Origin of the sequence: Flavobacterium fluviatile, from assembly GCF_010645065.1 — a bacterium.
In the GTDB taxonomy this organism is placed as follows: Bacteria; Bacteroidota; Bacteroidia; order Flavobacteriales; family Flavobacteriaceae; genus Flavobacterium; species Flavobacterium fluviatile.
On the sequence record NZ_JAADZW010000019.1, the window covers coordinates 79,430 to 104,065 of the forward strand.

General features: G+C 36.3%; 18 protein-coding genes. 8 read left to right on the plus strand and 10 right to left on the minus strand.

Annotated features, from left to right (window positions below):
- Positions 1-28: 28 nt before the first annotated feature.
- Together GXM17_RS16760 and GXM17_RS16765 are read left to right on the plus strand one after the other, a co-directional pair.
- Positions 29-442: a DUF1573 domain-containing protein gene (locus GXM17_RS16760; RefSeq protein ID WP_163400526.1), complete on the plus strand. Its 414-nt coding sequence runs from the start codon at positions 29-31 to the stop codon at positions 440-442.
- Between the two features lie 129 nt (positions 443-571).
- On the plus strand, positions 572-2,149 hold the full coding sequence (locus tag GXM17_RS16765; RefSeq protein WP_163400527.1) for a L,D-transpeptidase family protein: 1,578 nt from the start codon (positions 572-574) through the stop codon (positions 2,147-2,149).
- 296 nt (positions 2,150-2,445) lie between these two features.
- Here GXM17_RS16765 and GXM17_RS16770 read toward each other — a convergent pair whose 3' ends face one another.
- On the minus strand, positions 2,446-2,958 hold the full coding sequence (locus tag GXM17_RS16770) for a C40 family peptidase (RefSeq protein ID WP_163400528.1): 513 nt from the start codon (positions 2,956-2,958) through the stop codon (positions 2,446-2,448).
- 210 nt (positions 2,959-3,168) lie between these two features.
- On the opposite strand from GXM17_RS16770, the gene GXM17_RS16775 reads away from it, so the two are divergent.
- The 3 genes from GXM17_RS16775 (at position 3,169) to bglX (ending at position 8,229) form a co-directional block, all read left to right on the plus strand.
- Positions 3,169-4,263, plus strand: a complete 1,095-nt coding sequence (locus tag GXM17_RS16775) for an SGNH/GDSL hydrolase family protein (RefSeq protein WP_163400529.1) — start codon at positions 3,169-3,171, stop codon at positions 4,261-4,263.
- Positions 4,253-5,629, plus strand: coding sequence for a sialate O-acetylesterase (locus GXM17_RS16780; RefSeq protein ID WP_163400530.1), 1,377 nt, complete (start codon positions 4,253-4,255; stop codon positions 5,627-5,629). Before GXM17_RS16775 ends, GXM17_RS16780 begins: the two co-directional genes overlap by 11 nt.
- A gap of 302 nt (positions 5,630-5,931) precedes the next feature.
- Positions 5,932-8,229 (plus strand): beta-glucosidase BglX, encoded by a 2,298-nt coding sequence (gene bglX / locus GXM17_RS16785; RefSeq protein ID WP_163400556.1) that lies wholly within the window; start codon positions 5,932-5,934, stop codon positions 8,227-8,229.
- Positions 8,230-8,341: 112 nt separating this feature from the next.
- On the opposite strand, the gene GXM17_RS16790 is transcribed toward bglX, so the two are convergent.
- Positions 8,342-8,677 (minus strand): DUF5615 family PIN-like protein, encoded by a 336-nt coding sequence (locus GXM17_RS16790; protein WP_163400531.1) that lies wholly within the window; start codon positions 8,675-8,677, stop codon positions 8,342-8,344.
- Positions 8,677-8,907, minus strand: a complete 231-nt coding sequence (locus GXM17_RS16795) for a DUF433 domain-containing protein (protein ID WP_163400532.1) — start codon at positions 8,905-8,907, stop codon at positions 8,677-8,679. Before GXM17_RS16795 ends, GXM17_RS16790 begins: the two co-directional genes overlap by 1 nt.
- Positions 8,908-8,985: 78 nt before the next feature.
- Between GXM17_RS16795 and GXM17_RS16800 the strand changes: the two genes are divergently transcribed.
- A complete protein-coding gene (locus tag GXM17_RS16800; RefSeq protein ID WP_163400533.1) occupies positions 8,986-9,942 on the plus strand; it encodes an aldo/keto reductase in 957 nt (318 codons plus the stop codon).
- A 51-nt stretch (positions 9,943-9,993) separates the two neighbouring features.
- Here the strand turns inward: GXM17_RS16800 and GXM17_RS16805 are convergent, their stop codons facing one another.
- The 7 genes from GXM17_RS16805 to GXM17_RS16835 form a co-directional block, all read right to left on the minus strand.
- Positions 9,994-11,973 (minus strand): retaining alpha-galactosidase, encoded by a 1,980-nt coding sequence (locus tag GXM17_RS16805; protein WP_163400534.1) that lies wholly within the window; start codon positions 11,971-11,973, stop codon positions 9,994-9,996.
- A 214-nt stretch (positions 11,974-12,187) separates the two neighbouring features.
- Positions 12,188-13,471: a glycoside hydrolase 5 family protein gene (locus GXM17_RS16810; protein ID WP_163400535.1), complete on the minus strand. Its 1,284-nt coding sequence runs from the start codon at positions 13,469-13,471 to the stop codon at positions 12,188-12,190.
- A gap of 113 nt (positions 13,472-13,584) precedes the next feature.
- The gene (locus tag GXM17_RS16815; protein ID WP_163400536.1) at positions 13,585-14,814 is read right to left on the minus strand and encodes a glycoside hydrolase family 26 protein; all 1,230 of its coding nucleotides are present in this window, start codon (positions 14,812-14,814) and stop codon (positions 13,585-13,587) included.
- Between the two features lie 165 nt (positions 14,815-14,979).
- Positions 14,980-16,170, minus strand: a complete 1,191-nt coding sequence (locus tag GXM17_RS16820; protein WP_163400537.1) for an AGE family epimerase/isomerase — start codon at positions 16,168-16,170, stop codon at positions 14,980-14,982.
- Between the two features lie 6 nt (positions 16,171-16,176).
- Entirely contained in the window at positions 16,177-17,364 is a 1,188-nt protein-coding gene (locus GXM17_RS16825; RefSeq protein WP_163400538.1) for a glycoside hydrolase family 130 protein, read from the minus strand.
- Positions 17,365-17,390: 26 nt separating this feature from the next.
- Positions 17,391-18,782, minus strand: a complete 1,392-nt coding sequence (locus GXM17_RS16830; RefSeq protein ID WP_163400539.1) for an MFS transporter — start codon at positions 18,780-18,782, stop codon at positions 17,391-17,393.
- 38 nt (positions 18,783-18,820) lie between these two features.
- Positions 18,821-19,960 (minus strand): glycoside hydrolase family 26 protein, encoded by a 1,140-nt coding sequence (locus tag GXM17_RS16835; protein ID WP_163400540.1) that lies wholly within the window; start codon positions 19,958-19,960, stop codon positions 18,821-18,823.
- A gap of 303 nt (positions 19,961-20,263) precedes the next feature.
- On the opposite strand from GXM17_RS16835, the gene GXM17_RS16840 reads away from it, so the two are divergent.
- Positions 20,264-21,142, plus strand: a complete 879-nt coding sequence (locus GXM17_RS16840) for an AraC family transcriptional regulator (protein WP_163400541.1) — start codon at positions 20,264-20,266, stop codon at positions 21,140-21,142.
- Between the two features lie 315 nt (positions 21,143-21,457).
- Entirely contained in the window at positions 21,458-24,625 is a 3,168-nt protein-coding gene (locus GXM17_RS16845; RefSeq protein ID WP_163400542.1) for a SusC/RagA family TonB-linked outer membrane protein, read from the plus strand.
- Positions 24,626-24,636: the final 11 nt, after the last annotated feature.

Below are 24,636 nucleotides of genomic sequence, written 5' to 3' on the forward strand. Positions count from 1 at the left end.
CCATATCACCAATTTAAATAAACAGACTATGAAAATTATTAGAATTTCGATGCTGATTTTAGTTTTAGGATTAATGTCATTCTCAGCTATCGCTCCGGTTAAATCATTGATGTCAAAATCAGCTACAGCAACTGCAGACGGAACTATTGTCTGGAAAACAGAAAGTATTGATGTAGGTCAGATTCCTCAGGGAACACCAAAAGCAATTGTTTTTGAATTTAAAAATACAGGAAAAACGGCTGTAGTAATTACAAATGTACAGGGTTCATGCGGATGTACTGCAACAGATTATACCAAAGAACCAATTCTTCCGGGAAAATCTGCAAAAGTTACGGCGACCTATAATGCTGCAAACAAAGGGGCTTTTACCAAAACGGTTACAGTTACGACAAGTGCCGAAAAAACGCCAAAAATCCTGACTCTGAAAGGAACGGTTATCTAAAATAAAGTTGATTATATAAAGGTGGAAAACTCCGGACATGTGATGTGTCCGGAGTTTTTTTTATGGGAAAATTGGTTTGAATAAAGTTGTTTTTGCGAAAACTTTTCTATTTTTATTAAAAAAATCATTATGAAAATTTGGTACACGTTTTCTGTTGTTATACTTGTTTTTATTGCTGTTTCATGTAATTCTAAAGGAGATAAAAAAGATGAAAACCTAAAGAAAACGGAGATCGTTATTCCTGAATTAAAACTTACCATTGACAGTCTGGCAATCGCCGGATTTTATGAAACATATCCGAAACTTAAAAATTTCCACGATGAGGTTTCCGCTTTATACACCAAAAAACAATCAACACAATTGTGGCTTGATAACAAAGGTGTCGTAGAGTTCGGAAATACGTTGTATGACAAATATAAAAATTTGGAAAATGAAGGTTTAAGAGCCAATTTCCCGTACAAAGAAATCAATTCGGTTTTTGAAAATAATTCGGTTAACCAACTTTCAAAAGTTAATACCGATTTGATGATTACCAATTTGTATTTCTATTATGCTGAAAAAGTATATAGAGGTTTTGACGAAAAAACATCCATTTCATTAGAATGGCTGCTTCCGCGAAAAAAGCTCAATTATCAGGTTCTGACCGATTCTCTTTTTGAAAAATCAACTATAAGCGATGATAAGAAAAGTAAAATGTTCAGCCAGTATTACAAGCTTCGTGATGCACTTCATCAATACAGAGACATTGAAAAAAACGGAGGCTGGAAAACAATTGAAATTGATGAGGATTATAAAGGCCTGAAATTAGGAGATTCTTCGGCAATAATTGCACAAATAAGAGAAAGACTTTTTGTAACCGGAGATATTAAAGAAGATAATAAAAGTGCTGTTTGTGATACGGTTTTAATGAAGGCGGTCAAAAATTACGAATTGCGTCATGGTTATGCACCAAAAAACACCATTTTATCAGAACATATCAATGATTTGAATATCCCGGTTTCAGACCGAATCAAAACGATTATCTCTAACATGGAGCGCTGTCGCTGGATTGATCCTGAACTGGAAAAAGGCAAAAAGTACATCGAAGTTAATATTCCGGAGTTTAAATTGTATTTGATTGAAGATGGAGAAATAGCTTTCACATCGCCGGTTGTTGTGGGCAGAGCAATGACAAAAACTGTTATTTTTAGCGGAATGATGAATAATATTGTTTTTAGTCCGTACTGGAATGTTCCGCCAAGTATCATCAAAAGCGAAATCAAACCCGGAATGGCAAAAGATAAAGACTATTTAGCAAAGAAAAATCTGGAATGGAATAACGGGGCGGTAAGACAGCTTCCAGGGAAAAACAACTCACTTGGGCTGGTTAAGTTTTTATTCCCAAACTCCAGTAATATCTATCTGCATGATACACCTGCAAAAAGTTTGTTCGAAAGAGAAAGCAGGGCTTTTAGTCATGGCTGCGTACGTGTCGCAAAACCACGTGAACTGGCCATCGAATTATTGAAAGATGACCCGAAATGGACTCCGGAAAGAATTGACAAAGCCATGCATGCGGGAAAAGAAAGCTGGTACACCCTGAAGAAAAAAGTTCCGGTTTATATTGGCTATTTTACCGCCTGGGTAGATCGCGATGGTCAGCTTAATTTCTATAAAGATATTTACCAAAGAGATGAAAGCCTGATCAAATTATTGACAGAGGAGTAAACTTTTAGAAATTACAATTTGCGGTGCTTTTGAGTAAATGCCACAATTAATAAACTTATTCAAAACTAAGTTTTTTGGTTCTTCGCCTAAATTGGTGGAATTGAATAAATGATTCTCATTAATTATATCGTTGTTTTGTCATTTCGACCGGAGGGAGAAATCACACAAGAAACTCCGTAAAGTATGTCTCCAATCTTTGTCGATATACGAGTGTGATTTCTCCTTCGTCGAAATGACAAAAATAGCAACCTCTTTATTACGGAAAATCCACTAATTTAGACGAAGAAGCCAGTTTTTTATTCAAGAGACAAAACATCAACACATTTATAAAATCGTTTGGTATAATGCTCCTCGTCAAGTCCGTTGATCGTAACTTTTTGCGTTTTTCCGGAGGATGCGTGTATAAATTTTGACTGCATTCCATTGGCTTCGCAGATGATGCCAACATGTCCTATAATATTTTTGTCTTTATACCCGTAAAAAACTAAAATATCCCCGATTTTAAAATCCTCAGGTTTCACGGTTTTGCCTATATTTTGGTATCCGCCTGAACTTCTCGGTAAGGTTAAACCAAAATTTTTGAAAACATAATAGACAAACCCAGAACAGTCAAATCCATTATCAGGATTGTTTCCTGCGTATAAATAAGGCGTTCCGAGATATTGTTTAGCATAATTATTAATCGAATCACGCTGCGTTTCGGCTTGTGTTTTTTCAATTGAGCTGACTTGAGTTACAGATTCCTTTTTACAGGTAAAAGACAGACATAAAACAGCTAATATCAGGAGGGTTTGGATGCCGGATTTCATTTTGTAAAGTCATAAGGGTTAATTTATAAAGATAAGCAGTTGTTTTTTGATATCAAACCTATTTAAGGACTTCTCCATAAAAAGAAATGTAAATCCAAAACTGATATGTTATGTGGTGTTTTTTTATTGCTTTTTGACATTTTAGTATCTTTCTGCAAAATGTAATTCGGATATATTTGTGAAATGTATTTATATTTTAACGAATAAATTATGTTTATCAAAAAAATATCTCTTTTAATTTTCTTTTTACTGATTTCGGTCGTGTCGGTTTCCCAAAACAAAGCAGAAAACTTTCTTTATGCGGGCAGGGTTGATGTGTTGCAGGAAAATAAGGTTGTTTTAATCGGAACTGCTTCTTCAGTATCGTTTAATTTTACAGGAAATGAATGTGCGGTTTCTTTGCAAAGCATTGATTCGTGGGAACATCATAATTATGTAGTTCTGGAACTGGATGGTAAATACCTTGGGAAATACACTGTTCAAAAAGTAGCTCCACAGTCTTTTCCGGTAAAAGTTACTTCTAATAAAAAAGTACATAATCTAACGATTTATAAAGCAACAGAAGCCACAATGGGGAACGTAGTTTTTCTGGGAACTACGGCTAAATTGACTACGATAACGGCACAAAAGAAAAAGAAAATTGAATTTATCGGCGACTCTATTACGTCTGGAGCAGCAAACGATCCTTCTGAAATTCCCTGTAATAAAGGCGAATATTTTGATCATCATAACGGTTACTACGCGTATGGTCCTATTATTTCAAGAAATATTGATGTCGATTATTTGATGAGCTCCGTTTCCGGAATCGGGATTTACCGTAACTGGAATGACGAAGGCCCTGAAGTGCCAATTATGCCTGCCGTATATGAAAATTTATATCTGACAAAAGACGCTTCAAAACCTAAATATGATTTTGCTTTTCAGCCGGAAATTATCAGCATTGCGTTAGGAACCAACGATTTTTCGAATGGCGACGGTACAAAAGAACGTTTGCCTTTTGATCCTGAAAAGTATGTTTCGAATTATATCAATTTTATAAAAATGCTATACAAACACAATCCCAAAGTACAATTGGTTTTGACCAACAGTCCAATGGTAAATGGAGAAAAAGCAGTAATTTTTGAAAATTGCCTGAGCAAAATAAAAGCCGAATTTGATGCAGATCAATCCCACAAACCCATTCTGATTTTCAAATTTAAACCGATGACACCAAGCGGATGTTCAGGACATCCAAACATTGCCGAGCATAAAATTATGGCAGCTGAATACGGACCATTTTTAAAAAAACTGCTAAATGAAAAATAATATATTTAAGTTTGTTTTCATTCTGATTTCCGGCACTATGATGGCAAACGTTTCCCTTCCGAATATTTTTGGCGATAATATGGTATTGCAGCGCAACTCTGAAGTGAAAATCTGGGGCTGGGGCAATCCAAAAGAGGAAATCAAATTGGTTTCCAGCTGGAACAATCAGGAATACAAAGTTACTGCAAACAATCAGGCGAAATGGGAACTGAAGATCAAAACACCTGAAGCCGGAGGACCATATAGGATTTCGATTAAAGGCTATAATGAAGTAGTGCTGAAAAATATTTTGATTGGCGAAGTCTGGGTTTGTTCCGGTCAGTCGAATATGGAAATGTCTGTGAGCTGGGGAATCGATAATGGCGAGGAAGAAGCAAAAAATGCTACTAATCCTAATATTCGTTTTTTTACGGTTCCGAAATTAACGGCGACAACACCACAAAATAATCTTTTAGGCAACTGGACGGAATCGACTCCCGAAACCATGAAATACTTTAGCGCGGTTGGCTATTTCTTTGCCAAACGCCTGACAGAAGATTTAAAAAATGTTCCCATCGGATTGATTTCCTCCAACTGGGGCGGAACTCCCGCAGAAATCTGGATGCCCGAAGAAGTAGTTCAGAACGATGCGGTTTTATTAGAAAATGCCAAAAAACTAAACGAGCAGGAATACGGACCAAGACAGCCAGGTCGTGCGTACAACGCAATGATTTACCCGTTTGTCGGATTTAAAATTGCAGGTGCTCTCTGGTATCAGGGCGAATCGAATGTGGGTTCAGAAGTTTATGATAAGACATTATCGGCGTTGGTTACTTCCTGGAGAAAAGGCTGGCAGGATGATTTTCCGTTTTATTACGTACAAATTGCGCCTTTTAAAACAGGCAGTAACAACTTCTCAAATGTTACGCTTCGCAACTCTCAGCGAAAACTTTTAAAGGAAATCAATAATACCGGAATGGTCGTGATTAGCGATGTTTCGGATACTATTGATATTCACCCTAAGGATAAAAAATCAGTCGGGATTCGTTTGGCAAATCTAGCATTGGCCAATACTTATAAAACCAATTCTAATCTAATAAACGGACCGCTTTTTAAAGAGATCAAAATTGATAAGAACAAAGTAACTGTTTCTTTTGATTATGCTGAAGGATTATATTTTAAAAACAACGTGACGAAGCAGTTTGAGATTGCAGGTGCCGATGGAACTTTTTATCCTGCTGAAGCTTCAATAAAAAATAATCAGGTAATTGTAACGAGTAAAAAAGTGCCGAACCCGCTAAAGGTGAGATTTGCATGGGGAAATACAATTCAGTCCGATTTGTTTAATAAGGCGAATTTGCCTGCTTCCTGTTTTATTTCGGAGTGAGGATTTAAGATTTTTGATTAACGATTTTGTGTGATTTTGTCATTCCGAGGAACGAGGAATCCCCGCAATCAAAATCGCCAATCTTTGTCGAGTTACTTAAGAAGATTCCTCGTTACTCGGAATGACAAGATTGTGTATAGTTGGAACTCTTTAAAAACCGAAAAAGTTCTCGTTGCACATGCGTGAGGGATAGAGGCGGTATCCTTTTGTGAAGAGTAACGGAACAAAAGATAAAGCCGAAAGCCCGGCACTTGCCTTTTTCGGGCAAGGGACACGCCCAAAATATGAAACTATCAACCACTATGAAAAATAAAAGAATACTAATTATTGGGATTTTTGCCCTGTTTACTGCTGGAAATATGAATGCACAGAAGAGACCGTATCTGGATAAAAACAAAACGATTGAACAACGAATAGACCTGCTTTTGCCACTAATGACTTTAGAGGAAAAAGTAGGGCAAATGAATCAGTATAATGGTTTTTGGGATGTGACCGGACCTGCTCCAAAAGGCGGAAATGCCGAATTGAAATATGAACATCTGCGAAAAGGCTGGGTGGGAAGTATGCTGACTGTGCGTGGTGTGAAAGAAGTGCGTGCCGTACAGAAAATTGCTGTTGAAGAAACCCGATTGGGAATTCCGCTGATTATTGGTTTTGATGTGATTCACGGCTACAAAACGTTAAGCCCGATTCCGTTGGCAGAAGCGGCGAGCTGGGATTTGGAAGCGATAAAAAAATCGGCAGCGATTGCGGCAGATGAGGCTTCTGCATCCGGAATTAACTGGACTTTTGGACCAAATGTAGATATTACAAACGATGCCCGTTGGGGACGTGTGATGGAAGGTGCTGGGGAAGATCCGTATTTGGGAAGCAAAATAGCGATTGCGAGAGTAAAAGGATTTCAGGGAGAAACGACTGCTGATTTGGCAAAAGTAAATACCATTGCAGCCTGTGCGAAACACTTTGCAGCTTATGGTTATGTAGAATCGGGACGTGATTATAATTTGGTTGATATTAGTAATTCGAAATTGTTCAATACTGTTTTACCACCGTTTGAAGCGGCTACAAAAGCAGGTGTGAGAACCTTTATGAACTCGTTTAATCTGGTAAACGGAATTCCGGCAACGGGGAATGTTTTTCTGCAAAGAGATATTTTGAAAGGCAAATGGAAGTTTGATGGTTTTGTGGTTTCAGACTGGGCTTCGGTTCGTGAAATGATTCCGCATGGTTATGCAAAAGATGGCGAAGATGCGACATTAAAAGCCGTAACAGCCGGTTCGGACATGGATATGGAATCACATTTGTATGTTGCTGAACTTGTAAAATTAGTGAAAGCCGGAAAAGTAAAGGAATCTTTGATTGATGATGCGGTGAGAAGGATTTTACGGGTGAAATTTGAATTGGGATTATTTGATGATCCGTATAAATATTGTGATGAAAAACGTGAAAAAGCAACTATCGGAAATAAAGCAAACAATGACGGTGTTTTAGACATGGCGAAAAAGTCAATTGTATTGTTGAAAAACGATAAAAATTTGCTTCCGCTAAAGAAATCAGGACAAAAAATTGCTTTGATCGGTGCTTTGGCAAATGATAAAAACAGTCCGTTAGGAAGCTGGAGAATTGCTGCTGAAGATAATACGGCGGTTTCGGTTTTAGAAGGGATGCAGCAATACAAAGACAATCAACTGGTTTTTGAAAAAGGGGCAGATTTGATTGTTGGAAAAGCGACTTTCCTGGATGAGGTAGTTTTTAATACTACAGACAAAAGCGGATTCGAAGCAGCTAAAACAGCTGCCAAAAATGCAGATGTTGTAGTAATGGTTATGGGAGAACATGGCTTCCAGAGCGGGGAAGGACGCAGCAGAACAAACCTTGATTTACCGGGATTGCAGCAGGAACTGTTAGAAGAAATTTATAAAGTGAATCCAAAAATCGTTTTGGTTTTAAATAACGGACGCCCGCTGACGATTCCTTGGGCGGCAGAACATGTTCCGGCAATTGTTGAGGCCTGGCATTTGGGTACACAAACCGGAAATGCCGTAGCGCAGGTTTTATACGGAGATTACAACCCGAGTGGGAAACTCCCAATTTCTTTCCCAAGAAACGTTGGTCAGGTTCCAATTTATTACAATAATTATAGCACGGGAAGACCTGTAAATGCTGATAAAAATGTGTTTTGGTCGCATTTCTCAGATGTAGAAAAAAAGCCTCAGTTTCCTTTTGGTTTCGGATTGAGTTATACTAAATTCGATTATAAGAATTTAAAAATAAACAAAACGACTTTCGCAAAAGGAGAGCCGGTTCAGATAAGTGTTGAGGTAACCAATTCAGGTAGTTATGATGGAAAAGAAGTGGTTCAGTTGTACATTCATGATGATTTTGCCAGTATCGCCAGACCGGTTGCCGAACTGAAAGGCTTTGAATTGATCAATTTAAAGAAAGGAGAAACTAAAACCGTAAGCTTTACTTTGACAGATGCTCAACTTGGTTTTTATGATAACAACGGAAATTATTTAGTTGAGCCGGGAACTTTTAAAATTAAAGTAGGAGGAAGTTCTGATAAAGGTTTGGAGAGTGGTTTTGAAATAAAAGAATAGTTTTAAATTAAGAAAAAAGAAGATTTTCTCTCGCAGATTTTGCAGATCAGGCAGATTTTTTTATCTCCTAAATCTGCAAAATCTGCGAGAGTTTTTATATGAAAACAAAAGATTAGTAAATTTCTAAAATCATTAAATCATTATTTAAAATGAATGACTCGATAATTTCTTTTTTTGATATCAAAAGTTCTGCAATTTGTTTTGTGTTTTGATTGAAAGTTTTTAGAATTATTACTTTTGGAGGTAAACCTTTTAAAAGTAATAATTTTTCAAAATCATCGTCATGGGTTAGTATGGTGAAATCATTCTTCTTAGCAAAATCCCAAATTTCAATATCTTTTGCAGGCTGAGTTATCTTGATGTCTTTGGAGTGAGAACAATTAGGGAAATCATTTTCAATAAGTTTTATAATTCTCCATGAGATATTGGCATCCAGAAGTAATTTCATTAGGCTGCAATTATCTTTGTAATGTTCTCTCTATTGGCAGCAAAAGCCAAAGCAGCCAAAATGTGTTCTTTTTTTAATTCAGGAAAATCTTCAATAATTTCCTCAAAGGACATTCCGGTCGCTAACCACGAAAGAATATCAGAAATACAAATTCGGGTTCCGGTGATAACAGGTTTTCCAAACCGAATATCTGGATTTATCGAAATTAAATTTTGCCAGTTATTTTCCATAATTTTATTATTTAAACAAATTTACAAAAATAAAATACTAATTTGGTTTTAAAATAATTAGATATAAATTGATAAACAATGAAATATAACAGATGTGGGAAAAGCGGGTTGTTATTGCCTGAAATTTCTTTAGGATTATGGCATAATTTCGGATCGGTAGATAATTTTGAAAATGCAGAAAGTATAGCTGTAGAAGCATTTGATAAAGGGATTACCTATTTTGATCTGGCGAACAATTACGGACCAGTTCCGGGTTCAGCCGAGACCAATTTCGGAAAAATATTGTGGCATAACTTTCAAGGGAATCTGCGTGACGAAATCATTATTTCTACCAAAGCGGGCTACACCATGTGGGACGGACCTTATGGAGACTGGGGTTCCCGAAAATATTTGTTATCGAGCTTAGATCAGAGTCTGAAAAGAATGAAAGTGGATTATGTGGATATTTTTTATTCACATCGTCCTGATCCTGAAACGCCTATTGAAGAGACGATGATGGCACTTGATTATGCTGTCAGAAGTGGTAAAGCGTTATATGTCGGTATCAGTAATTATTCGGCAGAACAAACCAGAGTTGCGGTTGATGTTTTGAAACAATTAGGAACACCTTGCCTGATTCACCAGGCAAAATATTCCATGCTGCAACGCTGGGTCGAGGATGGGTTATTAGATGTTCTGGAAGAAAAAGGAGTTGGGTGTATTGCCTTTTCCCCTTTGGCGCAAGGACTTCTGACTGATAAATACTTAAACGGAATTCCGGAAAATTCACGCGCTCATAATCCAAACGGACATTTGAGAGAGGATGAGGTAACGGCAGAACGCATTCAAAAGCTGATTCAGTTAAATGAAATTGCCCAAAATAGAAATCAGTCTTTGGCACAAATGGCACTGGCCTGGCTGCAGAAAGACAAACGAATTACATCGGTTTTGATTGGAGCAAGTTCAGTAAAACAATTATGTAATAATATTGAGTGTTTGCAGAATCTGGATTTTACAACAGATGAACTGAATGCGATTGAGAAGATCTTAGCGTGAAATGTATTTTGTAAAATGTAAAATGTAGAGACGTACTGCTGTGCGTCTCTTTTATTTTATAATCATTGCAATTCCGCCACCGCTTGCCATTCTGTATTTTAATTTTGTTGTAGAATCAACGGTTAAAGTTTCTCTTTTGTAATCATTAGCCGCTTTATCAGCATTTAATCCATCAGAGAAAATTTCTGCTTCAAAATTTTTGCCTTTTTCAAGGAAAGAAAAATCAATTGTAATATCTCTTGAATCCCAGTTTGTGATGGCTCCTAAATACCAGATACTTTCTTTTTTGCGGGCAATGGAAACGAATTTTCCAACTTCCCCATCTAAAGCTACAGTTTCATCAAAAACGGTTGGAACTTTAGCAATGAAATCAGTACTTTCCTGCTCTTTCATGTAAGCTGTTGGGCTATCCGCCATCATTTGTAAAGGTGCTTCAAAAATCGTATAAAGAGCTAATTGGTGGCATCTTGTTCCCTGACTCATTGGGTTAGAATGGCTTGGCCTGAATTCGCTTTTCGTTGCATTTCGCATCGCTCCCGGCGTATAATCCATCGGGCCGGCGATCATTCGGATAAACGGAATAGTAGTGTCGTACAACGGAACATCGTCATTTGGCGTCCATTTATTATTTTCCAGCCCTTTTACACCTTCAAAATTTAGAATGTTCGGGAAAGTACGCTGAATTCCCGTTGGTTTGTACATGCCGTGAAAATCCAATAACAACTTATGATCTGCTGCCTTTTGCGCAATATCATAAACCGAATTCACCATTTTGGCATCGTCACGGTCCAGAAAATCTACTTTAAAACCTTTGACTCCTAAATCTGCATAATTCTTAAAAATACCGGCTGTGTTTTTCGTTAAGGCCATCCAGGAGCTCCATAAAATGATACCTACATTTCGATCTTTTCCGTAAGCGATCAAAGCTTCCAAATTTACATTCGGATTGTGTTTCATGATATCCTCTTCCAGACTCCAGCCTTCATCCAAAACAACATATTCAACTTTGTTTTTAGAAGCAAAATCAATATAATATTTATAAGTCTGTGTGTTGATTCCGGCTTTAAAATCGATGTTGTAAATATTCCAGTCGTTCCACCAGTCCCAGGCTACTTTTCCCGGTTTTATCCAGCTCACGTCTTTTATTTTGGAAGGCTCGGATAATTTCTGAACCATATCATTATTAGCTAAATCTTTATCGTTTTCAGAGATAACAATTGCTCTCCACGGAAAATTCCGTGTTCCCTTTGTTTTTACTAAATAATCAGCTCTTTCCGTAATTAATCGGTTGATATTGTTAAATCCGCCGTTGGTTTCCTGTAACGGATATTTAGAAAAACGTGCTTCAAAACCTGATTTCGATTTACTATTGGTCACGAATAATCCCGGGTAATCTTCCAGATTGGCTTCCAGAAAAACGGCTTTTTTATGGTTTTCAAAATCAATTAAAAATGGTAGAAAGGCTAAAGTATCTTTAGAAAATTCACTGATTTTTTTGTTCTCATATTGCGCTTCAAACGAAGAAATATAAGGGTCTTTCGGATTTCTTAAATCACGGACATAAGGGATCAAAGTATTGTAATCCTGATCAAAATTAAAAGAAACTTCTTCTGCTTTTACAGTAATCTCTTTTTTCTTCTTAGTGATAAATCTGTAAGCCACGCCATCATCAAAAGCACGATATTCAATGCTGAAATCATTTTTGAAATTCAGGGCCAGAAGATTGTATTGGTTTTTTACAGAACTTTTTTTGTAAAAGGGTGATTCAAATGTCTGATTTACTTTTTCTCTTTTTGAATTCAAAAGCGTAGCATTTTTTCCTAAAATTTCATTATGATCCAATGTTAATGAAACTGCTGATGGGGCCAAAATCAGATTTTTTTCGTGCGAAACGGACCACGTTATCTTCTCATTAATTAATATGCTGGCTTTAATTTTTCCGTTTGGAGATGCCAGAGTAAAATCATGAACCTTTTGCGAAAAAGAAGCATTGAAAAGTAAAATGAATAAGGAAAACAATATTATTTTCATGTTTTTTAAACCATATAAGTTATGTAAGTTTTTTGTAAATCTTTATGTATTGCAAATGCCAATAGTAAGCTTTTTTCACTCTTAAGAATCTCTTTTTTGATTTAGTTTGGCTTGGATTCCTACGGAATGACAAGTGGTGTTTTGAGCACGAATTATGAATATTCAATTTAAGGAAATACTATTAATGAACTTACATAACTTATATGGCGAAAAATTATTTCAGTTCCAGATTGTATTTTTTTACAATTTCCAAAGTCGATTTATCGCCATTAAAAACTGAGTTTAATCCCTGTGGTTCCTGCGGAGGATCTGTTGTCAGGGGCTCTCCCGGATTCCATTTCCCGGTTTCATTAACTGCTTTTCCTTCACCGCCGTACCCCCAGAAATTAGCTGCCTGCAACGGACCTTTACTGTCAACACTTTCTGCAACCCTTCCAAAAATATAACTATAAAATTTGTCGCGGTAAAGAGAAGGTGCTCCTGCATTCAAATTTTCGTTTTCTCTTGGTAATCCAAATTCCTCAATAATAATAGGTTTTTGCAGAGTATTGGCGACTTTAACATGAGCATCAATATATTTTCCTGCGTTTTCAATAGTGGCAGAAATAGTAGCTTCAGCATTATCCGCTTTAAACCAGTTCCAGTTTTTTGGCCAGATGTGCATGGTAAGATAATCAATATTTGGGTTTTTGTGTGTTCTTTCGAAAATTGCGATGTCATCATTCGAACTGTTCAATCCTTCAGAGCCTGTCGAAATTAGATGATTTTTATCCAGGCTGTCCATTAAATTGACAATGTTGTTCAGCCACGTTGTAAATTTAGCTTCATTTTCAACTGTAAAAAGTCTCGGTTCATTGCCAACCTGCCATGACATAATGGTATTGTCTTCATTATATTTTCTCTTTGAATATTTATTAGTTCTGCCCATAATAAATTTCACATGATCCTCCAATGCTTTCATACAGGGATCACAGCTGTGAAACTGCTCTGTGTACGTCATAAACTGAGGCCACGTATTCGGAGCAATATTCGGAACCGGAATTGCACCTTTACCATTCCATTCTAAATATTGCGACATTCCGCCGGACCATTCCCAGTTGTTCGTCAGGTACAAAACTGCATACATTTTGCGTTTTCGCATTTCATTCATCAGGAAATCCAGTCCGTCAAGCAAATCCTCGTCATATTTTCCCTGCTCGTATTGCAGCGCAGGGCGAACCGTAAAATCATATTTTCCACCATCGGCACCAACTAAAATTCGCAAATTATCGATTCCGTTTTTTTGCATGAAATCCAATTCCCGAAGCAGTCTTTTTCGGTCACCCACTTTTTTGGAAGCGAGTAAGCTTCCGTACCAGTAATTTGTTCCAATATAAGAATAAGGTTTGTCACCTTTGTAAAATTGCGTTCCTTTTACCGTAATTCTTTCCTGCGCCTGACATGCCATTGTAGAAACAAGTAAAGCTAATCCGAGAGTTTTTAAAAGTTTGTTTTTCATAGATATATTTTTAGAAGCTGTTTCCTGCTATACGTTTCAATCTTTTGTGCCGAACCCCGGCACAAAAGGATTTTCACTCCTATCAGGGCTAGGAATTTACGTTGTTTAAGAAACTATTTTGGTAATTCATACATTTTCGGCAACGAATTCAATAATGCCGATTTGGGTTTTGAGGCAAAGGTTTTAAAATCAGCCACATTCGAAACACTGGAATTTGGAACATAATATCCATTTTTATCATTATTCCAAATCATCATATAGCTCACTTCGATACTATTTGATGTCAAAGCATCATACAAATACGTAGAAAACCAATTGGTTATAGGAGTGTTTGAACTTGTCACTCTATAACCTGTTTCGGTTAAGGCTGCAATTTTTACTTTCGTTTTTGCCAGATCCGATATGATTTTTAATTTAGTATTTGCCTTGGCAGCTCCTGTTGCACCCTGATTATCAAAATCACCGTAATTATCCATTCCTAAAATATCAACATATTTATCTCCGGGGTAGCGGCTTAAATAATTCGCTTCGGTAGTGTATGAATTATCAGGAGAGAAAGCATATAAAACATTATGAACACCTTTAGTGTCTCTAAGATATTCAACCGTAAATTTATAGGCAGTTTTGTATTCTTCCGGAGTGCAGAAATTAGCTCCCCACCAAAACCAGCTTCCGTCAAATTCATGAAAAGGCCTGAAAATTACCGGAATCAATTCACCTTTTGAACCTTTTAAATTTAGGAATATACTGGCTACCTTATCCAGTTTTTTCCTGTACCATTCATGGTTAGCTCCACCAGGCAAGATACTTTTAAAAGCTGTATTTTTTTGCTCGGTTGTCATATCCGAAACATAAAAAGATTCTTCATTATCAGGCTCTCTCAAATGCCAGGAAAAGGTATTAATCATTCCTTTTGCATAAGCTTCTTTTGTGTCGTTGATAATTTTTTGTTCCTGTTGGAAAAACCAGTTGTCCGATTGATTATTATTGCTTTTATCGGTAATAAACATAAAATCCGAACCTAAAAGCGCAGGGTCATAACCTGAGTTTTTTTTAATGTCCGAATCACCTCCGGCATCCTGATAAAAGCTGTTAAAAGCATCCTGTTGTCCAATAGCTATTTTAGTTTTAGCTAGTCTCTTTAAGTTATAAAATAGTGCTATCGTTTCTTTGGATGCGTTTGCATCGGCCATATAATTTGGGGCATTTTGTGTAGTCAGAGGATCATCCTGTGTGGGCGGATCAACTATAACTTCGTTATCTGATTCTTTATCAGATGAGCAGCCTGTAAGTGCCAAAAACCAGAAGCTCAAAAATGCTGTTTTTAGAAATGTATTTTTCATTTTAATTTATTTTGATAGCTTAACTTCAATATTATCATATTATCAGTTAATAAAGTTCCGGTATGAAAAATCTTCATTGTGTGGACAGAGAGCAATCAACATTCCGGTTTAATATTTCAGATTTAAATTCGCCATTTTAATCTGAATAGTTTGTGTATTGGTAATCTAAGTTTTTATTCTTTGCATAAGTTCCAGACAGGCACGGCTGTTGTGGTAAGGGCATTTCCAGAAACCGGCTTTGTCTTTCTGAATAAGGCTGTAATCTTTATAAATTCCCCAAAACCATTCTCCGTGTTGTTGGTCTAAAATGTGTTTTTTTATAAATTCCCAGTTTTTCAGCACAATGTCTAAAAACTTTTCGTCACGGGTTAATTGGTACGCATTATAAAAACCAATTAAGGCCTCCGCCTGTACCCACCAGTGCTTCTCTGTAATCAGTTCGTTTTTTTCAGGGTCAAATTCATACCACAAACCGCCGTCACTGTCTAAACCCTCCTGAGTAACTTCTGCTATTTGAATAGCATGCCTTTTGTAATTGGCAATCAGGTTTTCATCTTCTGAAATTTCAGCACACTGTAATAAAAGCCAGGCTGCTTCAATATCATGACCGTACGAAATAACATCCGGCTTTTCAACCCAGTTTTCATCAAAAAACAAATGCAAATGCCCTGTTTTGGTATTGATAAAATGCTCTTCGATGGTTTGCAATAATTCAATAATATCACTTTGCAGTTTTGGATCTTTCCAAACCTTAAATAAATTCGCATAAGCTTCAATAATGTGCAGATGCGTGTTCATGGTTTTCTTTTCGTTAGCATCTTTACTGCTCAGGCGCAAATCTTCAATAGACTGCCATTCTCTTGTAAAAGCTTCGAGATAGCCTTTGTTTACAGGATCGTAACTGTATTTTTGTATCGTTAAATACAAATTGATTGCAATAGTTAATGCTTTTTTATCATTTGAAATACTGTAATATTCAGACAATCCATAAATGGCAAAAGCCAAAGCATAAATTTGATTTTTAGTATCTTTTGGAGTAGTATCGGCATTGATGCTCCAAAACAAACCTCCGAATTCAGGATCATAAAAATGATTTGCCAGATATTTAAAAGCACGTTCTGCCATCTTTTTATGCTCTTCATTTTTCGTAACCTGATAGCCGGCAGAGAACGACCATAAAATTCGGGCATTCAATACAGAACCTTTATCAGCATCAGCAATTGTATCTTCATTAACATCAATCTGACCAACAAAACCACCCTTTTTGTTGTCGATTGTATTTTTTGACCAATATGCTAAGATAGCATCAAGTTCTGCTGATAATTCAGTTTTAAGTTGCTGTAGTTTCAATGACACGACGAATTATATTGCGTTGTTTTTTTCAATCTGACTGATAATTGTTTCTACAGAACCCGCAGAAATAAAGGTGTCAGCAGGAGTATTTGTAACATAATCAACCAATTTTTCTACAGAAGAAAGCGCAACATGCATTCTGGTGTCCGATGAAGCATAATAGATATAAACAGTTCCGTCATTGTCTTCGATCCAGCCGTTAGAAAATAACACATTTGAGACATCACCAACTCTTTCGATACCTTCAGGTCCCATAAAATGACCTGCAGGCACATGAGTAACTTTCGAAATATCATTCAAATCGGTCATAAACATATACAGAGTGTAGCGTAAACCTGCTGCCGTATTACGAACGCCATGTGCCAGATGCAGCCATCCTTTTTCGGTTTTGATAGGGGCAGGGCCCAGACCGTTTTTTAATTCGTAAACTGTGTGATATTGTTTTCCGAAAATAATGGTCTCTTCTTTTACAACCGGGTTTTTCATGTCATCAACATAGCCTAAACCAATTCCGCCGCCAGCTCCAACATCAATAAAGCCATCCTGCGGGCGCGTGTACAAGGCATATTTTCCGTTAACGAATTCAGGATGCAATACAACATTGCGCTGCTGACCTGTGTTCGAAATCAGATCAGGTAATCTTTCCCAGTTTACTAAATCTTTTGAGCGCACAATTCCGGCATTGGCTACAGCCGAACTGGTATCGCCCTTTGGTGCTTTTGGGTCTTTTCTTTCTGTACAAAAAATTCCGTAAACCCAACCGTCTTCATGGCTTACTAAACGCATGTCATACACGTTGGTATCCGGTTTTTCAGTTTGTGGAATCACGCATGGCTTTTCCCAAAATTTGAAATTATCAATTCCGTTTGGGCTCTCGGCGATGGCAAAAAATGATTTTCTGTCAATTCCCTCTACACGCACAGCCAGCAAATATTTTCCGTTCCATTTGATTGCCCCGGCATTGAACGCAGCATTCATTCCGATACGCTCCTGCAAAAATGGATTTGTCTCTTCGTTAAAATCGAAACGCCAGTTTAAAGGGACGTGAGCAGCTGTCACTACCGGATTTTTATAACGCTGGTAAATACCGTTTCCTATTGTATTTTGAGGCTCGTTTTTTTGTTCAATGAGTATCTGATGTTCCTTTTCTAATGCTACTTTTCTATCCTGAAATGTAGCGTTCGCTATTGTTGTCATATAAATTGATTTCTAAATCTGTATTTTTAAATTTTTTGGTCTCTTTTTTCGTTTAAATCTTGTTCTATGGTTTGCAGTTTTTCTTCAGATAGAGGATAGAATGCTATAAAAAGGACAGATATTGCTGCAGCAATCGCCGGAAGTATACTTAACATTAATTGAATTCCGTTTTGAGCCGTGGCTGTCTGTTCAACATTTGCCTGAAAACCATAGTAGCCCAAAAGCCATCCTGCTCCGGCGCCACCAATTGTCCATCCGAATTTTTGTGACATTGAAGATGCTGAGAAAACCAGCCCGGTTGCTCTTCGCCCTTGTTTCCATTCAGAATAATCAGCACTGTCAGCATACATCGACCAGATCAAAGGAAAGATACAGCCGGCGCAGATACTAATTAATATCTGAAAACTCATGATTAAGAAAACGTCTTCTTTTCCGAAGAAATAGAAAATTAAACTCAGGATTGCTGCTAAAGCCATAGCACCAAAAAAGGTTTTCTTTTTGCCAATTTTGTTCGCAATTGGAGTAGCAATGATAACTCCGATGATGTTGGCAGCCTGTCCTAATACCAGATAAATAGAAGTTGGCGTCATATGAAAATCTGTTCCAAAAAGCGAAAAATCAAAATTTACACTGCTGCTTACGTAATATTTAAAATAGTAAACTGCTGCCCCGTCCCTGATTGAGTTGAATACCAAAGCCCCGATTCCGGCTCCCAGTAAAATCCACCAGGGTCTGTTTTTTAGTAAATCTTTTAAGTCTTCTTTTAAATTGGTTTGTTCCTCATCAATGGGTTTTATTCTTTCTTTTGTCCAAAAAAAGCAAGCCCAGAAAAACGCTGTTGTTATAATTCCGAATATGGCAATTGTAGCCAGCCAGCCTGTTTTTGAATTAAGGTTCCCACCGAAATAATTTACCAGTGGTTCAATTAACCAAAGCGCCAGAAGACTTCCTCCAAAGGCAAAAACCATTCGGTAAGAGGATAACGTGTTTCTGTCTTTTCGGTCAGAAGACATTACGCCCAAAAGTGATGCATACGGAACGTTGATCAACGAATAAATCATCATCATTAAAGAATATGTTACGTAGGCGTATATTATTTTTCCTTTTTCATCAAAATCCGGAGTATAAAAAGTCAGGACTCCGATAACGGCAAAAGGTATGGCGACCCATAGTAAATAGGGTCTGAATTTTCCCCATTTGCTTTTGGTTCTGTCAGCTATAATTCCAACAATTGGATCAAAACAGGAATCCCAGATCCGGGTAATTAAAAACATGGTTCCTACTACAGCTGGTGCCAGTCCGAAAACATCGGTATAGAAAAACAGGAGATACATACTGAAGATTTTCCAGAACATAGAAGAAGCTGCGTCTCCGAGTCCGTAACCTATTTTTTCTTTTAAGCTGATTTTGTCGTGCATTTAGTTTCTTTTTTAAGGTTGTAGTTTGGTTTAGTTAGTTATTTCTTTGAAACTTTTTGAATGTCTTTTTCAAATAAAGTTTTCTCAAGATTGTAAAATTCGACAAAATCTTTTTCACTTACCTGACCCGAGTAGGGAGCATAATAATGCATTTTTTGTTCTTTTTCCTGCCAGCCATGATTTCTCCAGAGCAAAGCATACGAAATTTTATAATCGCCAATAGCTTTAGAAAAAGTACCTGTCCACCATTTTGAATCAGGAATGGCTTCGTAACCAGCTTCTGCCAATGCAATTAATTTATTGTTTTTTTGAGCAATTTCGTTTATGATTTTAAGCTGGCTTTGTACTTCGGTTATAAACTTTTCACCGTTTTTGTCATCATTATTTTGATAAGTGTCAAAGCTTAAAATATCGGCATAATCATCGCCGGGATAGTTTTCTAAAAAAGCTTCTTTAGAATTAAAACTGCTAGTATTGTAAACATAAATTAAATTATGGACTCCTTTTTTTTGCAGGTATTCGAAAGTGAATTTCCATGCAGCTTTAAATTCTTCAGGGGTACAATTTCCTTTTCCCCACCAGAACCAGCCTCCGGTTAATTCATGGTAAGGTCTGAAAAGAATAGGGATGCTTTTTCCTTTTTTATCTTTTAATGCCAAAAAGAAACCGGCAGCCTTATCGAGCCATGATGTGAACTTAGCATGATTTTTTTCACCCGGCAATATGGTTTTTAGTGAATTTGGTGTGTTGTCCCAGGCATTTTTTCCGGTTGCCGGATTGTCAAAATGCCAGCTAATTGTTGATATCCCGCCTCGTTCATTTGCCTCTTTTATAAATTGCTTCATTTTGTCGAAAGGAACTCCGTCAATGTTGTTGGGATTGTCATTTTCCAGACCAGCTATATCCCAGCCATACACTGCGGGATAGTCTCCGGTAACATCTTTTATATCGCTTCGAAGCGGTTCGTATTTCCAGTTTACCCCATAAGCCAGATCGTCCTGATGCCCAAACATGTAACCTTTAGTAGTCAGTTGTTGTAGTTTTTTGTAAAGAACAGTCGTTTCTTTTGTAGCTTTTTTATCCGAAAGTGACAAATTTGTATCAGTAGCTGTAGCCTTTGTAGAACAGGAAATCCAAATAAAAGCAAGTATAATAAGGAATAAGGGCGGTTTTAGCATAATTTATTTTAAAAATGATTAAGCATTAAAGCTAAAAATATTAAGGGCATTTTGAAAAAATGAAATAGTATTTCAAAAAAAGGTGCATTTATATTTTTAACTCCTGAATTGTTAATACTGTAAAAATAATAAAGATTAAAAATCATTACCATTTATTGTTTTTGGTATTTTTAAATAATTGATAATTATATTTTCCAAAGATAAAAGTATGTTTGTCGTGTAATTAATATTATTTTATCAATTATATATCATATTATTGCAAATGGTTTTATTGTTTCATGATGTTTTAAATATAGAATAAAGATGAGTACAGCTAAAAATTTTTACAGAGAGATTGCGCCTTTGTCAAGCGGAGACAGCTTTTTGGTATTCGACAGGATCAAAGATAGTTTTGATTTTCCGGTGCATTATCATCCCGAATTTGAAATTAATTTCATTTTAAACGGAAAAGGGGTGAAGCGAGTTGTAGGGGATAACATTGAAGAAATTGACAATGTCGAATTGGTTTTGATTGGTCCGAATTTATATCACGGCTGGGAGTTAAATAAATGTACAAGTAAAAAAATTCATGAAATCACGATCCAGTTTCATAACGATTTGTTTCATGAATCACTGCTTTCAAGGCGCATTATGAATCCGATTCGGGATATGTTTAATCGTTCTATCCATGGTATTCTGTTTTCAAAAAAAGTTGCCGAAGAATTAACTCCCAGACTTATAAAGCTCTCTAAGCTAGATGGTATGGATTATTTCTTGGAAATTACTTCGTTGTTATATGATCTGGCAAATTCCAGAAATCAAAGACTGCTATCTACTTACACAGTAGATTATGATACTTTTGATGATTATGATAAAATGAAGCTGGTTTATGAATATGTGCAAAAGCATTTTTCGGATAAAATTACTTTGGAGGATGCTGCTAATGTAGCAAGCATGTCTATTATTTCGTTTAACCGGTTTATTAAAAAACGTACCGGAAAAACTTTTGTAAACTATATTAATGATATCCGGATTGGATATGCTGCCCGTTGGCTCGTTGAAAAAGACATGAGTGTCTCAGAAGTTGCTTTTAAATCCGGATTCAATAATATTGCCAACTTCAATCGTAGTTTTAAAGCTATCAAAAATTGTACGCCCAGTCAATATAGGGAAGATTTTTCAGGTTTGAAACGTATATTGTAAATGATACTTTTTTTACATAAACAAATATTATTTTTAACGAAATCGTTTTAATTTTTTGAATTTCATTAATTATTATTTATTGTTTGTTGGGTCTGTATAGGGGTTTATTGACAATAATGCAAAAAATAATCATTTTTTTTACACTATGTATTTTTTTAAATTACTAAAGTAAAAATATTATCATTAAATGATATAATACTATTAACTTCATGTATGCTTCTGTTATAGATTTGTTAAAATAAAACTGCTAAAAATCATACTTGATTTTGCGGTATTTATAGAAGTATTCAAACTTAAACTAACCAAACATTTATTATGAAAAAATTAATGACAAATTTTATTCATTGGAATGCTAACCACAGAGCAATTCCATTGATTTTATTTCTGTTACTGACGAGTAATTTTATTACTGCTCAGGTAAAGGTAACAGGAGTAATTTCTGATGATAAGGGATTATCGATACCAGGAGCAAACATTGCGGTTGTAGGTGCGAAAAAGACTGCTTCATCAGATTTTGACGGTAAATATTCTATAGAGGTGCCGGCAAATTCCACTATTACTGTGTCTTTCATCGGATATGTTACTCAGACAATCAATGTTAAAAATGGAGGGACAATTAATGTCGTTTTAAAACTAAGTGCCGAAGATTTACGTGAAGTTTTGGTGAACGTTGGATATAGAAGTGTTAAGAGAAAGGATTTAACAGGAGCTATTTCTACAGTTACTTCTAAAGATTTTGCAGATTCTCCACAAGTATCTGTTGATCAATTGTTACAAGGACGTGCTGCAGGGGTGACAGTTACGAACAATTCCGGACAGCCGGGAGGTAGCGTTTCAGTTAAGATACGTGGAACTACTTCTATTTCAGGAACTAATGAGCCATTGTATATTGTAGATGGTATTCCAATTTCTGGAGATGCAGCAAATACTGCTACCGGAGGTTCAATTGTTACGGGATATTTAGGTGCGAATACAGGAAACGTAACTTCTAGTCCTATTGCTTTCTTAAATCCTAATGATATTGAAACACTGGATATTTTGAAAGATGCATCTGCTACGGCTATTTATGGTTCCAGAGCGTCGAATGGGGTTGTAATTATTACTACGAAAAGAGGTAAAAAAGGAACAGGCAAAATCGCGTATGATTCGTACTTCTCTGTTCAAAATGTAACTCGTTTGTTGGATACTATGACTTTGAGCCAATATGCTGCACAGCAAAATGCTTTGGCTGCGGTATACGGTGTAGATCCGAGAGATGAATTTGCTGTTCCGTCTGTTTTGGGTAATGGAACAAATTGGCAGGATGAGATTTATAAAACTGCGATAATGAACAATCATCAGGTTTCTTTTTCGGGTGCAAAAGAAGGAACTAGCTATTATATTTCTGGAGGTTACACTAATCAGGAAGGTATTGTTGTTGGCTCTGCTTTTAAAAGATATAGTTTTAAAACCAACGTTGACAGCAAGCTAAAAGATTGGCTTACGGTTGGTGTTTCTCTTGGGGCTGGTATAACAAATGAAGATATAACAATTAATGGTGCAAGTAATGGTATTATCAGTACTTCTATATTGTCTACTCCTGATGTAGCAGTAAAAGATACTGATGGGAATTATGCAGGTCCACCAGCTGATGGTTCTATTGGAGTTTGGATTAATCCTGTGGCTTCGGCTTTGATGAATACTAATAAGTTGATTAAAAAGAGCTTTATAGGAAATTTTTACGCCAGTTTTAGATTAGCAAAAGGGCTTGAATATAGATTTGATGTTGGCGGATCTACTAATATTGATAATTTCGAAGGTTTTCAGCCTACTTATAAATGGGGTTCTGCAGTTAGAGAAACAAATCAGCTGACAGAGAGAGCGAACAATTGGTATCAACTTAATATTAAAAACGTTTTAACTTACAAGTTTGATATGGGTAATCACCATTTTAACATTTTAGGAGCTCAAGAGGCTAATGATAGTCATTGGTTCGGAAATTCGCAATCCGTTTCTGGTTTGGTGAGTAATGATGTGCATTCTATTAGTTTAGGTGATCCTGATACCATTGTGGCTTCAGAATATAAAGGCAGTTCTGCTTTTTACTCTTTCTTTGGAACTTTTAATTATGATTATAATAATCGTTATGGGTTGCAGGCTACGATGAGAGCAGATGGAAGTTCTAATTTTGGTCCAGGTCAAAAATGGGGTTACTTTCCTTCGGTTTCAGGCTATTGGAAACTTTCAAACGAAAGTTTTATGGAAGGGACTAAAGAATATATTGATAACATCAAAATTAGAGGAGGTTACGGTGAGACTGGAAATCAAAACATTGGCGGTGGGGGTTATATGAGTACGGTTCGTGCTATAAAATCGGCAATGGGTAATTTCTTTACTGTTAATAATATTGCAAATCCTGATTTAACATGGGAAACCTCTGAACAAACAAGCTTAGGTTTGGATTTTACACTTTTTAATTCAAAACTTCAGGCAACATTTGATGTATACAGAAAACAGTCAGCAGGATTTTTATTTGTCTTACCATTGCCATATTATGTTACTGGTACAGATGATTATCAGGGAGGTTTAGGGGCGCCGAAAGTAAATTTAGGAAGTTTAAGAAACCAGGGCTTTGAAATGACATTGGATTACAATGAGAAGTTTGGAAAAGATTTTTCATGGAGTTCAAAAGTAATTTTTACTACCAATAAAAATAAACTGATGAGCTTACAGGATAATTTTGATTTAACAAAAGATGTATTGCTTAATGATTATACTACTAAAGCAGTTACCAAAACAGTAGTAGGACAGCCTGTTGGTCAGTTTTATGGATATCAAGCAGTTGGAATTATCAGAAGTAATGAGCAATTAGCCAATGCACCTATTCCGTTTACCGGAAACAAAGCGGTAAAAAGTCAGCTGGGTGATGTTGAATATGTAGATCAAAACAAAGACGGATTAATTGATGAGAAGGATTTAACTTATATAGGGAATCCGCAGCCGAAATTTACTTATGGTTTCAATAATACTTTTAAGTACAAAAATGTTGATTTAGGAGTCTTTTTACAAGGATCTTATGGTAATAAAGTAATGAACTTAACAAGACGTGCTGGTACTAAAAACCAACGTTTGTATGAAAACCAATTGGCTGAAGCTGCAGATTTTTGGACACCTGAAAATACGGATGCAAAATATCCAAGACCTGATGGTGGAGATGGACATCCAAATATAGCAATCTCTGATCGCTATGTTGAAGATGGTTCGTTCCTGAGAATTCAACAGGTAACTTTAGGTTATAACATGCCTTCAGATTTACTTTCAAAAGCTAGTATTAGTAAGTTAAGATTTTATTTAGGTATTCAAAATCTTTACACATTTACTAAATATACGGGATACGATCCAGAGGTGGGGTCTTACAATCAAGATCCTTTGTTATCAGGAATTGATTCAGGACGTTACCCAACAAATCGTAGTTTTACTTTTGGAATGAATTTAGAATTTTAATTACTACTCTT